This window comes from Membranihabitans marinus, assembly GCF_019802045.1.
GTDB lineage: Bacteria > Bacteroidota > Bacteroidia > Chitinophagales > Saprospiraceae > Membranihabitans > Membranihabitans marinus_A.
This window is the reverse complement of the sequence record NZ_JAHVHU010000002.1, coordinates 18,625-31,859: the sequence shown is the minus strand read 5'-3', so window position 1 is coordinate 31,859 and position 13,235 is coordinate 18,625. Positions and strand designations below refer to the sequence as shown.

At 42.0% G+C, this 13,235-nt stretch carries 9 protein-coding genes; all 9 read left to right on the top strand.

The window, feature by feature from the left end; all coding sequences use genetic code 11:
• Positions 1-66: 66 nt before the first annotated feature.
• The 9 genes from KUV50_RS00645 to KUV50_RS00605 all read left to right on the top strand — a co-directional run bounded on the left by KUV50_RS00645 (position 67) and on the right by KUV50_RS00605 (position 13,169).
• The gene (locus tag KUV50_RS00645) at positions 67-432 is read left to right on the top strand and encodes a four helix bundle protein (RefSeq protein ID WP_222578146.1); all 366 of its coding nucleotides are present in this window, start codon (positions 67-69) and stop codon (positions 430-432) included.
• A gap of 400 nt (positions 433-832) precedes the next feature.
• A complete protein-coding gene (locus tag KUV50_RS00640; RefSeq protein WP_222578145.1) occupies positions 833-1,423 on the top strand; it encodes an acyltransferase in 591 nt (196 codons plus the stop codon).
• Between the two features lie 459 nt (positions 1,424-1,882).
• Positions 1,883-3,076, top strand: a complete 1,194-nt coding sequence (locus KUV50_RS00635; protein ID WP_222578144.1) for an ATP-binding protein — start codon at positions 1,883-1,885, stop codon at positions 3,074-3,076.
• Positions 3,077-3,693: 617 nt separating this feature from the next.
• A complete protein-coding gene (locus tag KUV50_RS00630) occupies positions 3,694-4,800 on the top strand; it encodes a TDP-N-acetylfucosamine:lipid II N-acetylfucosaminyltransferase (protein WP_222578143.1) in 1,107 nt (368 codons plus the stop codon).
• 729 nt (positions 4,801-5,529) lie between these two features.
• Positions 5,530-6,681 carry an ATP-binding protein gene (locus KUV50_RS00625; RefSeq protein ID WP_410000022.1) on the top strand — a complete coding sequence of 384 codons (1,152 nt, stop codon included), beginning with the start codon at positions 5,530-5,532 and terminating at the stop codon, positions 6,679-6,681.
• 899 nt (positions 6,682-7,580) lie between these two features.
• Positions 7,581-8,810, top strand: coding sequence for an ATP-binding protein (locus KUV50_RS00620; RefSeq protein WP_410000021.1), 1,230 nt, complete (start codon positions 7,581-7,583; stop codon positions 8,808-8,810).
• A gap of 1,185 nt (positions 8,811-9,995) precedes the next feature.
• Complete coding sequence (locus KUV50_RS00615) at positions 9,996-11,426, top strand: lipopolysaccharide biosynthesis protein (protein WP_222578140.1); 1,431 nt, start codon at positions 9,996-9,998, stop codon at positions 11,424-11,426.
• A complete protein-coding gene (locus KUV50_RS00610; protein ID WP_222578139.1) occupies positions 11,423-12,178 on the top strand; it encodes a sulfotransferase family 2 domain-containing protein in 756 nt (251 codons plus the stop codon). Before KUV50_RS00615 ends, KUV50_RS00610 begins: the two co-directional genes overlap by 4 nt.
• Entirely contained in the window at positions 12,156-13,169 is a 1,014-nt protein-coding gene (locus KUV50_RS00605; protein ID WP_222578138.1) for a glycosyltransferase family 2 protein, read from the top strand. The genes KUV50_RS00610 and KUV50_RS00605 overlap by 23 nt, the downstream gene beginning before the upstream one ends.
• The last annotated feature ends 66 nt before the right edge of the window (positions 13,170-13,235 follow it).

The window sequence follows — 13,235 nt, the reverse complement described above, 5'->3', positions numbered from 1 at the left end:
ATAGCCCATATAGCGAAATCATAACCCAAAAACCAAACCAACGCGTGAAATCTAAAGACTAAAATCATGTCCAATTACACCTACCCATTTGAGAAACTGGATGCCTGGAAGGAAGCAAAAGGTATAAACATTCAAATTTACAAGATTACGACAGAATTTCCGGATGTAGAAAAATATGGATTGGTGAGTCAAATGCGACGATCTGCGATTTCTGTTTGTTCCAACTTGGCAGAAGGAAGTTCACGCAGAACCAAAAAAGATCAAGGACACTTTTATACCATGGCATACAGTAGTCTAATGGAATTACTCAATCAATGCATCATCTCAGAAGAACTTTCTTTTTTAAAAAATGACGCCTATCTCGAGATAAGAAAGAATATAGAGAGTACCAGTAAAAAGATTTATGCACTGCGTGTTTCTGTACTTAAATAGACCGCCCATTTGGTGGCTTGCAGCCGTTTTAGGACTTTGCCCGTTTGGGGGCACTGCGTGCGTTTGAAGTTTGGTGGCCTGCGGCCGTTTGGTGGGCTACGCCCGTTTGGAGCCAAACCACAAACAGTACCATTAACACTGGCAAAGTCCGTAACGAATAAGCTATCCTCAAAACTCAAAAATTATTTCAAAACCGCAGATACCAAACCACAAACTATACCACATAACATTGAAAAACCCCATATCGAACAAGCTCTAAACGAAATCCAGGAACTCATTCAAAACCCCAGGAACCAAACTACAAACAATACCACTTAACATTAGAATGTCCCCAGAAAAACTAAATACCCTATATAACCGAAGAACTATATCATAACCCAAACAACAAACAATACAATCCATGCCCAACACTGAAAAAAACGCTCCCTACTTCGCACACGAAACCGCGGTAATCGACTCCGGAACACAGATTGGAAAAGGAACCAAGATCTGGCACTTCTCCCACATTATGAAGGACAGCACGATCGGAGAAGAATGTAACATTGGTCAAAATGTGGTGGTATCGCCCGGCGTGGTGCTTGGCAACCGGGTCAAGGTCCAGAACAATGTATCGATCTATACCGGGGTGATTTGTGAGGACGAGGTTTTCCTGGGTCCGTCGATGGTATTTACCAATGTGATCAATCCGCGCAGTGCGGTCAACCGGCGGGGGCAGTATGCCCGGACTACGGTTCGGCGGGGTGCCACCATCGGTGCCAATGCCACCATTGTGTGTGGGAATGAGATCGGGGAATACGGATTTATCGGTGCGGGGGCGGTGATCACGAAGGAGGTCCGGCCGTATGAATTGTGGGTGGGGAATCCGGCGCGACGGATCGGTTGGATGAGTGAGTATGGCCATCGGTTGGAATTTGACGGGGCCGGCAATGCGGTTTGTCCGGAGAGCGGTGAGCAGTATCGGTTGGAGGAGGATCGGGTGGTGAAGGTTTGATGGAGTTTAGAACTTAGGATTTAGATTATAGATTGTAGATTATAGATTGTAGATTGTAGATTGTAGATGGTTGACACTGGAAACTGGAAACTGGACATAAGGGATTTGCAAGCCTATGAATCCTGAGGACTTGACAAAGTACTCGGGAGAACGGATTGTAAAGCCCAGTGATATAGATGCTCCTTAAATTTGACGAGATAAAAGGTGCACTTTGATTGTTGATTGTTGATGGTGAATTGTTGATGGAGGCGTACCAAGAGCGCAGCGTTCTAAAGACTAAAGCGCAGCGTCCCAACAGCGAAGTTTACCTCCCGTCGCGGAGCAGGGAGGCAACCTAAAAGCGCCAGCGACCCAACAGCGAAGCGACCCAACAGCGAAGCGCCCTTCAAAAACCAACTGCTTAGACTATTAAGCATATTTTACTTATATTTGCTTAGAGCAAAAAGCAATTTAATACTCATGGACGAATTACTGGAGAAGTTCATCAAGAAAATAGAGGTCACGCAGCTTCAGTTCACCCGCAACATGATGAACGATATCGACTGGACTGCGCGCCTGATCGGCCTGCGCGGTGCCCGGGGCGTTGGAAAAACCACCCTCTTGCTTCAGTACATAAAGAAAAATCTAAAATTGGACGGAACCAGTCTCTATACCAGTCTGGACAATATATGGTGGGCAGAGAACCGCCCTGTCGACGTCGCCAGCGAATTTGTCCGAAAAGGGGGGCGTTATCTTTTTCTGGACGAGGTACATCATTATCCCACGTGGAGGCAGGAAATCAAAAACATATATGACGACCATCCGGAATTAAAGATTGTCTTCACGGGATCGTCGCTTTTAGAACTTTTGGATGCCCGTGCGGATTTGAGTCGCCGGGCCGTCATGTATCACATGCAAGGTCTGTCCTATAGAGAATATCTAAACATCAGATTGGGATTGGACTTTGAGGTCATCAGGCTGGATGAGCTGTTGGAAGATCCTGTACCTCTGGCCCAAATGGTGAATAGGAAAATAAAACCATTGCAACATTTCGATGATTATCTGAAGAATGGATACTATCCATTTTTTATGGAAGGAAAAACCGGATACCATCACAGGATTGAAGAGATTCTCAATATGATACTGGAGATCGAGCTCCCCCTCCAACGAGGTGTTGATCCGGCTTATGTGATTAAAATGAAACAACTCTTACAGATTATCGCTGAATCTGTTCCTTTCATACCCAATGTAAGCAAACTGAGCAACAGGATGAAGATCAATCGAAATACATTGGTCACCTATTTGCATTATTTGCAGGAAGCCAGGTTGATTGCTCATCTTTACAAAGATGCAAAGGGAATCTCCCGATTGCAAAAGCCGGATAAGATCTATTTGGAAAATCCAAATCTGCCTTTTACACTGGCCGGTAAAAATGCCGGAAAAGGAAATATACGGGAAACCTTCTTTATCAATCAGGTAGCCTACCAAAATAAAATAGAATACATCGATCAGGGCGATTTCCGAATAAACGACCAGACCACCATTGAAGTCGGTGGAAAGAATAAAAGCTTTGAGCAGATTCGGGGAATAGAAAACGCGTATATAGCGGCAGATGATATAGAATATGGCGGGAATAAAAGAATCCCATTGTGGCTGTTCGGCTTCTTGTATTAGGGACCTTTGGTCGTTTGGGCACTTCGTGCGTTTGAGGGCCTTCGGCCGTTTGGAGCCTTCGGCTGTTTGTAGTTTGGAGGCTTCGCCGTTTGGGGGCACTGCGTGCGTTTGAAGTTTAATGGCCTGGGGCCGTTTGATGGGCTACGCCCGTTTGGAGCCAAACCACAAACAGTACCACAGAACATTGAAAATCCCCGAATCGAACAAGCTATAAACGAAATCCAGGAATTCGTTCACCCCCCCCCAGAACCAAACCACAAACAGAACCACATAACATCGAAAAACCCCGAATCGAACAAGCTATAAACGAAATCCAGGAATTCATTCAAACCCCCAGGAACCAAACCACAAACTATACCACATAACATCGAAAAACTCGAATCGAACAAGCTATAAACAAAATTCAGGAACTCATTCAAAACCCCCAGAACCAAACCACAAACAGGACCACATAACATCGAAAAACCCCAAATCGAACAAGCTATAAACGAAATCCAGGAACTCATTCAAAACCCCAGGAACCAAACCACAAACAATACCTCCGAACTTTGGCAAAACCGGAGAAGTTAAGCGGCCATCAAAATCCAAGACCAAACCCCTACACCATAAAACACCCCATGAACCTGCACCTTTGCATTGACGATAAATTTCACCAGGGCTTCATTCGGCATCAAAAGACCTATGCTCCAGATTCCCACAACGACTATTACGTCGTCGGCACAGCCAGGCGGAAACAGGGTACTCCGGAAGACCAGGAGGTCACCCGCATCTCCATCGCAGGGATGAAAAAAATACTCCGGAGCTCGGGCATGAAGAGATACCGACAGGTTCTATTTCATTCTTTGCCCGGCCGATTTCGCAAACACCTGCTGCCGTTTATCCCGGCGGACATGCCAGTGACCTGGATCTTTTATGGGTATGAATACTACCACCGGCGAGCGGTGATCCGGGAATACCTGGGTACGGCCACCCGGGCGTATTATGATTCTATGCAAAACCCCCAGTATTACCAATTAAAATTTCAACGGGTACTGGATATCCTTCGTCGCGAAGACGACCAATACCAAAAAGATTTGCAACGCATCGACCGATTTGCGCATTGGAATCCGGCCGAATACCACATGATCAGGGATCGGTATGATCTGACGCACATGGAATACGCCCCATTTGCCATGGGGCAGAAAATCCATAAAAATGTGCCGGACCTCCGGCACCGCGATCTGTTATTCGGCCATTCGGGGGCTGTGACGGTCAACCATCTGGACGGCATCAAAGCCTTGAGTGAAGAGCTGATTGCCGGATATGACCGCATCATCATTCCTTTTTCCTACGGAGCGAACAAACGGTATGAAGCCCTGGTGCGAAAAGCAGCCCGGAACAAAATGGGTGATAAGGCGCTTTTTCTCCATCGATTTCTAAACCGCCAGAGCTACTTCAATGTACTTAGCCGGGTCAAACTGGCCTGGATGCCTCAAATGCGTGGGATGGGCGGAGGCAACCTTTTGTATTGCCTTCAAAACCACATCCCCATCGTACTGCCAGAAGAATCCGGGTTCTACCGGTATTACACCGGACAGGGGTTCCGGGTTTTTTCAATGAAAGATCATCAGCATAAAGCACCGGTCTTACACGATGAAGAAAAAAGACGCAACCAGGAATTACTGTATCAAAATTTTGGATTGGACACCATAGCTGAACAATACAGGCGGCTGGTCGGGAGATAAAGAAAGACAGGTCGTTGGGAGGGGCAGGTTTGGCGCCTGACGGCGGTTTGGGAGCTGCGCTCGTTTGGGGTTTGGACGCTGGGTGCACTTAGAACTTTGTTCCTCCGCTAAAGCTACGGCGACACGCGGACGGATTTGGGAGGGGCGTTTGGGCACAGTGCCCCACTACCGAAGCGACCCATCAGCGTCAGCGCCCCAACAGCGCCAGCGCCTTCTATCCCAGTTGGGGAAATCACTTTAGGTGTCAGACACTACCCCACCCACAAGGCTCGCCCGGCAAGTGTCTGACACCAACTACCAAAGCGCAGCGTCCCAACAGCGTCAGCGTCTCAACAGCGTCAGCGTCTCAACAGCGCAGCGTACGATCAGAGCCGTCGGCTCGAATCATGTAATAGCCCCCGGTTTCAACCGGGGGAATAACGGATAAAGGATCATATAAGAGCCAGCGGCTCGGCACATTTTAACCAAAAAAACGCAGCATCCCAACAGCGCCAGCGTACCAACAGCGAAGTTTACCTCCCGTGACGAAGTAGGGAAGCAGGGAGGCCCAGCGTACCAAAAGATAAGCTGCGCAAGAAGTACATAAAATTGATGTCACCCAATTTTGTAAATTATCTTTTACAATAACCATCGAATTTTGTAAATTACATTTTACAATTAAGCCATCATTTCCTGGTCGTCATGAATATAGAGCGATTACAAATTACATCACAAAGAAAAGCACAAACAGTGCCATTGCATTTTGAAAGGTATCTGGCCGATAAAATCAATTGGAATAACAGGTTGATCGGGATCACAGGTGCGCGGGGAAGTGGGAAAACAACTTTATTGTTACAGTATCTTGCCAAAAAGCTGCCTAATGATGGCTCCGCACTTTATGTAGCCATGGACGATCTGTTTTTCCAGGATGTTGGAATGTTGGAATTGGCAGAACGTTTTTCGAAAGAAGGAGGCAATTATTTATTACTGGATGAAGTACATAAGTATCCTCGTTGGTCTAGGGAATTAAAACTTATTTATGATAATGTCCCGGATCTGCAGGTGATTTTTACCTCTTCGTCGATACTTGAAGTTTATTCTGGCGAATCTGATTTAAGCCGGAGAGCTATTTCGTATAGTTTAAAGGAGCTATCTCTTCGGGAATATATTCAACTCAAAAAAGATATATCGTTTACTACATGGACTCTGTCGGAAATATTGGAAGATCATGTGGAAATAGCCCGGACGATCAATGATAATATAAAGCCCATAGCAGAATTTAAGGAATACCTGCGATATGGAGCTTATCCGTATTTTATTGAAGGCGAAAATGAATACCTACAGCGATTATTGCATACAGTGAATCTGATTATCGATATAGACCTGGCAGCTGTGGAAAACCTTAATTATGAGATGTTAGTAAAAATCAAAAAACTGTTGTACGTTATTTCAACCAGCGTGCCATTCACACCAAATATAAGTAAGTTAAGCAGAACCACCAATATATCACGGCCGGCTCTTATGCGGGTATTGCATCTATTGGAAAAGGCACGACTCATACAGCAACTACGTAAAGACACACAGGGCATGGCTGTATTGAGAAAACCCGAAAAACTATATCTGAATAACAGTAATCTGCAATTTGCATTAGCCGGAGAACAGACAGATAGAGGCACACTACGTGAAACTTTCTTTATGAATCAGATTCAAGATATCGAAACTATCCATTGGTCTGGTGACGCAGATTTTTTGGTCGATACCAGGTATATAATTGAAATAGGTGGAAAAAGCAAAGCACAGGGAAACCTCAAAAACAAGAAAAATGCCTATATCGTCAAAGATGACATCGAATATGGCGTCGCAGGAATAATCCCCTTGTGGATGTTCGGCTTTTTATATTAGGGACTTTTGGTCGTTTGGGCACTGCGTGCGTTTGAGGGCCTTCGGCCGTTTGGAGCCTTCGGCTGTTTGTAGTTTGGAGGCTTCGCCGTTTGGGGACACTGCGTGCGCTAGGAACCTTGTTCCTCCGCTAAAGCTTCGGCGACGTGCGGACGGTCGTTGGGGCACAGTACCCCAGTACGGGAACAACCAGCAGCGCAGCGTCCTAAAAATGAAATTTACCTCCCGTCGCAAAGCAGGGAGGCGACCCAAAGCGGAGCGTCCCAATAGCGCCAGCGACCGGTCAGAGCCGTCAGCTCGAATCATGTAATAGCCCCCGGTTTCAACCGAGGGATTAACGTATAAAGGATCATATAAGAGCCAGCGGCTCGGTACATTTTAACCAAAAAAAAGCGCAGCGTCCCAACAGCGGAGTGTCCTAATAGCGCCAGCGACCCAACAGCGTCAATGCCCCAACAGGCTTAACACCCGGATTAATCCTGAAAACACGACCGCAGAGCGGTCCAAGTTTAATTAGCCACCGGATCATAAAATCCTTTTGACCGCAGCGCGGTCACAGAATGCACGAATCGGATGGGGCAGACTGGTCAGACGTAAGCCACCTCGCACCAGGCAGTGCAGTGCCTTCTATCCCAGTTGGGGAAATCACTTTAGGTGTCAGACACTACCCCACCCACAAGGCTCGCCCGGCAAGTGTCTGACACCAACTACCAAAGCGGAGCGTACCAACAGCGTAGCGTCCCAACAGCGGAGTGTCCCAACAGCGGAGTGTCCTAATAGCGCCAGCGACCCAACAACGAAGTTTACCTCCCGTCGCGGAGCAGGGAGGCGTCCCAAAAGCTATAATCATGTTTATAATTTTTACTATATTCGCATAAAGTTATAATTACGATTTAATCTTGATGAATTTCAAAATACCAAAAAATGTTCTGACAAGACCCCACTACCTGGAAAAGGTCAAGCCGTTCATGAATCAGAATATAATTAAGGTATTTACAGGACAGCGCAGAGTCGGCAAAAGTTACTTGATCTATCAAATAATTCAATTGTTGCAGAAATCCCATAGGGAGGATAAGATCATATACATTAACAAGGAAGACCTGGCATTTTCATTTATAAAAACAGCAAAAGATCTGCATGACTATGTATTGCAACATAAATCCAGGTCAGGCACAACCTATGTTTTTATCGACGAGATCCAGGATATTTCTGATTTTGGATCCGCTCTGCGGTCCTTATTGTTAGATGAAGACGTAGACCTCTACTGTACGGGAAGCAATGCAAATCTGCTATCCACGGACATATCAGGTCATTTAAGCGGCAGATACATTGAAATATCGGTCTATAGTTTATCCTATCCCGAGTTTTTAAATTTTCATCAATTGCAAAAAGGAAAGAAGAGTCTGGATCAATACATGAAATTTGGCGGATTGCCCTATTTGGTCCACTTGGAGCTTACAGATTCTGTCGTGTTTGAATATTTAAAAAACATATACAACACCATCGTATTTCGAGATGTAGTACACAGATACGGAGTGAGAAATGTACATTTCCTGGAACAATTGGTTCTGTTTTTGGCCGCCCACACCGGCAGCATTTTCTCGGCAAAAAAAATAAGTGATTTTCTCAAATCGCAACGAGTGAATATTGCTCCCAATCAGGTACAAACTTATGTACAACACCTGACCAATGCATTTTTGATCCACCCGGCTTCCCGGTACGACATGGTTGGCAAACGAATGTTTGAAATCGGCGAAAAATATTACTTTGAGAATTTAGGCATCCGAAATGGTATCTGGGGATACCGACTGGAAGACGCGGGTAAAATCATGGAAAATATCGTCTATAATCATTTGCTTTTCCAGGGATTCGATGTAAAGGTAGGTCAACTCAAAAATAAAGAAATAGATTTTATAGCAGAAAAAGAAGGCGAGAAAGCATATATCCAGGTTGCACTAAACATTCACGATCCTAAAACAATGGAACGGGAATTTGGTAATCTACAGGCTATCGATGACAACTACCCCAAGACGGTGATCACCATGGATTCATATTCGGGAAATACTGTGGAAGGCATACAGACTATCGATCTGATCAGCTTTCTGGATCACGAGGAGGTTGCTGCGCATTGATTCGGATGGCATATTAAATTGTTGTTGGTTGATGGAGTTTAGAACTTAGTACTTAGGACTTAGATTATAGATTATAGATTGTAGATGTAGGCGTCCCAGCAGCGATGTTTACCTCCCGTCGCGGAGCAGGGAGGCGTACCAAAAGCGTCAGCGACCCAATAGCGCCAGCGCCCCAATACCGCAGCAACCAACAGCGCAGCGTCCGGTCAGAGCCGTCGGCTCGAATCATGTAATAGCCCCCGGTTTCAACCGGGGGGAATAACGGATAAAGGATCATATAAGAGCCAGCGGCTCGGTACATTTTAACCAAAAAAACGCAGCGACCCAACAGCGAGGCGTACCGAAAGCGCAGCGACCTAACAGGCTTAACACCCGGATTAATCCTGAAAACACGACCGCAGAGCGGTCCAAGTTTATTAGCCACCGGATCATATAATCCTTTTGACCGCAGCGCGGTCACAGAATGCACGAATCGGATGGGGCAGACTGGTCAGACGTAAGCCACCTCGCACCAGACAGTGCAGTGCCTTCTATCCCAGTTGGGGAAATCACTTTAGGTGTCAGACACTACCCCACCCACAAGGCTCGCCCGGCAAGTGTCTGACACCAACTACCAAAAGCGCCAGCGTACCAATATCACAAGATGCAGAGATTAAAATCATGTCCATAAAAGACAATAAAACCGGAAATAATTCTTTAATTGAGGGAGAAATACCTACCCTCCAAAAGAATCAAGAAATATATTTATTAAAAAAAGTGCGATACGGATGACCGATAGCGACACTCGAATAATTAATCACAGACAAAGCACCATTTAATGAGTCGAAATGGAAAACAAATAGTAATAACCGGCGGGACCGTTTTTTCCAGTGATCACTTTTGAAAAACTTCTCTCTTTGATATGAAATCAGAAATCATAAATCTGACTAAATTGTAAAATCGTTCTAATGGCATGATTCAGTGATCGACCACCAAGGACTAACACTAAAACTCCATTAACAATCAATCATTCACCATCACCCCTTAGTAAAGCTTGTCTTTAAAAGAAAAAACCATCTCCGGTCTCTTCTGAACCTTCGCCGAGCAATTCTGAAGAGGAATTCTCGTTTTATCCCGCAGAATGGATTTGCGGAAAATATTCAATCCATGATAAAATATAATATTACTACCTACTAATAACATAGAGTGTCGCTACGAAAGTCAACTTTAAAAGGACTGTATTGGAACTCAATCTCCCAATATGGCAGCCAAATTATTGGCATTGTAATTACAATGGTCCTGGCCAGGTTAATTACGCCGTCACAATTTGGTATCATTGCAATGATAACGGTTTTTTCAAATTTCTCGGGCATCTTAATAGATTTTGGGTTTAAGAGTTCTATTATTCAGAAAAAAGATGTAACCACCAATGATCTTAGTTCAATATTTTGGTTGAATTTAATAGTGGGTCTTTTCCTATCAATTATCTTTTTTATATCAGCCCCTCTCATAGCCAACATTTATAATGAACCACAATTAGTTCCTTTGATAAAATTTATTTCCATAAGTTTTACAATAACTGCAATTAGCTTAGTTCCTACCGCCCTTTTTTTAAAAAGTATGGACTTTAAAAGTCTTGCTATAAGAAATTTATTGGCTGCAGCTATTTCAGGAGGTACTGGAATTGTATTAGCTTACATTGGTTTTGGTGAATGGGCTTTAGCAATACAGTTAGTATTACAGGGATTTTTAAGTACTATTTTAATATGGACTTTGACCGATTGGCGACCTTCATTCATTTTGAAGTGGTCGAGCATCCTGAGGTATACTAAATTGTCATCAGCCTTGTTTATAAATTCTTCCATAACTTACTTCTCTTCAAACATTGATAACTTCCTAATTGGAAAAATGTATAATCAAAAGAGCTTGGGGATTTACTCCAAATCCTATGCCATAATCAAATTACCCACAACGAACATATCCAAGGTATTATCAGCCGTGTTTTTGCCATCTTTTTCAAAAATTCAAGATGATCCAGCCAAAATAAAAAAGTATTACGTGAAAATAATCAAAATTGTGATTTCGATTAGTTTTCCACTCATGATAATGGTTTATTTTTACGCCAAAGAATTTGTTCTTATCGTTTTCGGCGACCAATGGATTGAGGCTGTTCCATTTATCAAGATTTTCTCAATCTCAGGTATGATTGCATCTATAAACTCACTATTAGGATCTGTCATTATCTCACGCGGAAGGACAGATCTAATATTTAAAGAGATATATTTAAAAAGACCAAGTGTAATTATCGGAATTTTAGTAGGTGCTTATATCAGCGTATTTGCTATTGCTATTGGAAAATTGCTAGCAGATATTTTTAATCTATTCGTCACATTTTTTCAAATAAAAGATTCAATAGGATTATCAATAATGGGTCAGCTAAGAAGCATGGTCTACATATCATTCTCGAACATGATTTTGATTTTTACGATTATTCTAATAAAACCGGAATTCCACCAAATTAACATGCCTACTATTATATCACTTACAATCCCCCTAATCATTTATGGGATAGTTCTTTACCTCGGAGAAAAAAAACTTATTCAAGAAGTTATTAAAACATTTAATTCTAACAAATGATAGATCATAAACATAAAGTAATTTTCATTCACATTCCAAAGTGTGCTGGAAGTTCAGTCGAAAAAGCGTTTGAAGTGAGGCCTCAAAAGGGGGAATGGGAGAAAGCTAACTACACCACATTAATGGGATGGTGCGATAAGAACAAAATTCATCTTCAGCATGCTACTCCACAACAACTGATAGATTATGGATATATTTCAAAACAACAATGGAATGATTATTATAAATTCATAATAGTTCGGAATCCATATGACCGAGCATTCTCAGATTATAAATACATATCTTTTATGCACAACCTCTATGGTTCGTTTAATGATTTCATACAAGGGACAGGACCATACCAAAAAGTCATGAATTCAAAGAAAAATATCATTTATAGGGGAGACCATTTATATCCGCAATCAACTTTTTTCTTTCTAGATAATAAACATATTGCTTATAATCAAGTAATAAAATTTGAAAATATCAGAGAGGGATTACAAAATGTAATTAACGATCTGAATTTACCATCTAAATTTTTTGATACCAGAATAAATAAATCACTAAAGATATTTGATCATTATTCGTTGTTCTATAATAGAGAAAGAAAAAAACTCATTAATAATTACTATGAAAATGACTTACAACTCTTAAACTATGAATTTGAAGAACGAAAAAAAGGCTTAGACCTCTTATGGTCACAGTTACCGATGAAAACCTATTTTAAGTATCGTTATTTACTATCAAGATATGCAACAAGATTTAAAAAATAGATCCACTGTCAATCAAGATGTATTGATTATCATTGTTACGTACAACGGAGAAGCGTGGATTCAAAACTGCATTCAATCATTAATTGAGGATCCAGATTCCGATATAATTATCATTGATTGCAATTCAACTGATAATTCTAAAAGCATTGTAAAATCGTTTGGAGATAGAATAATAACTTTCTTCTCAGAGGTCAATTTAGGTTTTGGCAAAGCAAATAATATTGGTTTACGGTATGCTATCGAAAATAACTATAATTTTGTGTTTTTGGTCAATCAAGATACAGTATGTGAACCAGGAATTATCAGAAGAATGAAGATGGTGTCAAAATCCAATGCAGACTATGGTATTCTATCCCCCATGCATTACTTTAACAGCAATACACTTGATAGAAATTTTGAAAATTACTTAAAGCGAAGTAAAACAAGAACTATTACACATCTTTTAAATCAACAGGAAGTCATACCTGTTGACTTCATCAATGCAGCCTTTTGGTTTATCCCCATTGACGTAATCCACCAAATCGGTGGTTTTGATCCTATTTTCGATCATTACGGCGAAGATAATGACCTTATAAATAGGCTTGTGTATATCAACAAAAAAATAGGAGTAATTCCAGATTGCAAAGCTTATCATTTACGGAATCAAAATTCAGATAATAAAACACCCAGTATCCAATCGGTGAAAAACAGGTACCACCGACACTTTTTACTTTTGCTAAAGAACCCTGTAAATAAGTATAAAACACAAATTATAAAAATGCATCAGCGTTTGATAAGGTATGTTATTTCAAGTGGAATGCGGTTCGATTGGAAAAAGCTAATGGGTCTAAGTATGGCTTATTTTACTATCTTGGGTAAACTTTCCAAAATTTCAAAACACCGGAAATACTATACGGTAAATGACACCAATTTAAAAAACATAAAGTTTCAAAATAACCTGTTTATCAATGAAAATAGTAAATTTGACAACATAAATCACAATTATAAATAACTTTATTCGACACTCCTACCCATTACATAATGGGCTAGAAGAATAGGGCATCAATATTCAAGAATT

What these genes read in the sequence shown, in the direction of transcription:
- KUV50_RS00640 (WP_222578145.1), top strand. Translation starts at nt 833, where the DNA reads ATGCCCAACACTGAAAAAAACGCTCCCTACTTCGCACACGAAACCGCG.
- KUV50_RS00605 (WP_222578138.1), top strand. Translation starts at nt 12,156, where the DNA reads ATGCAACAAGATTTAAAAAATAGATCCACTGTCAATCAAGATGTATTG.
- KUV50_RS00635 (WP_222578144.1), top strand. Translation starts at nt 1,883, where the DNA reads ATGGACGAATTACTGGAGAAGTTCATCAAGAAAATAGAGGTCACGCAG.
- KUV50_RS00645 (WP_222578146.1), top strand. Translation starts at nt 67, where the DNA reads ATGTCCAATTACACCTACCCATTTGAGAAACTGGATGCCTGGAAGGAA.
- KUV50_RS00620 (WP_410000021.1), top strand. Translation starts at nt 7,581, where the DNA reads ATGAATTTCAAAATACCAAAAAATGTTCTGACAAGACCCCACTACCTG.
- KUV50_RS00630 (WP_222578143.1), top strand. Translation starts at nt 3,694, where the DNA reads ATGAACCTGCACCTTTGCATTGACGATAAATTTCACCAGGGCTTCATT.
- KUV50_RS00610 (WP_222578139.1), top strand. Translation starts at nt 11,423, where the DNA reads ATGATAGATCATAAACATAAAGTAATTTTCATTCACATTCCAAAGTGT.